General features: G+C 64.2%; 1 protein-coding gene. It reads left to right on the top strand.

Going from position 1 to position 752, the window contains the following annotated elements; translation table 11 throughout:
• The coding region (groEL, locus tag IVB50_RS18960; RefSeq protein ID WP_247296944.1) for a chaperonin GroEL at window positions 1-752 on the top strand (752 nt) is incomplete at both ends.

Raw genomic sequence — 752 nt, 5'->3', positions numbered from 1 at the left:
GACGCGGAGATCGGCAAGTTCCTCGCCGACGCCATGAAGAAGGTCGGCAACGAGGGTGTCATCACCGTCGAGGAAGCCAAGTCGCTCGAGACCGAGCTCGACGTCGTCGAGGGCATGCAGTTCGACCGCGGCTACATCTCGCCCTACTTCGTCACCAACGCGGACAAGATGCGCGTTGAGATGGACGACGCCTACATCCTCATCAACGAGAAGAAGCTCTCCTCGCTGAACGAGCTGCTGCCGCTGCTCGAGGCCGTGGTGCAGACCGGCAAGCCGCTGGTCATCGTCGCCGAGGACGTCGAAGGCGAAGCGCTTGCCACCCTGGTCGTGAACCGTCTGCGTGGCGGCCTGAAGGTCGCGGCCGTCAAGGCTCCGGGCTTCGGCGATCGCCGCAAGGCCATGCTGCAGGACATCGCGATCCTGACCGGCGGCCAGGCGATCTCGGAAGATCTCGGCATCAAGCTCGAGAACGTCACGCTCAACATGCTCGGTCGCGCCAAGAAGGTGATGATCGACAAGGAGAACACCACGATCGTCAACGGCGCCGGCAAGAAGGCCGACATCGAGGCGCGCGTGGCTCAGATCAAGGCGCAGATCGAGGAAACCACCTCGGACTACGACCGTGAGAAGCTCCAGGAGCGTCTTGCCAAGCTCGCAGGCGGCGTCGCGGTGATCCGCGTCGGCGGCGCGACCGAGGTCGAGGTGAAGGAGCGCAAGGATCGCGTTGATGACGCGATGCATGCGACCCGCGC

It is taken from the genome of Bradyrhizobium sp. 87 (genome assembly GCF_023073015.1).
GTDB lineage: Bacteria > Pseudomonadota > Alphaproteobacteria > Rhizobiales > Xanthobacteraceae > Bradyrhizobium > Bradyrhizobium canariense_D.
Note: the sequence above shows the minus strand (reverse complement) of the source record. Positions and strands in the feature narration are given on the sequence as shown.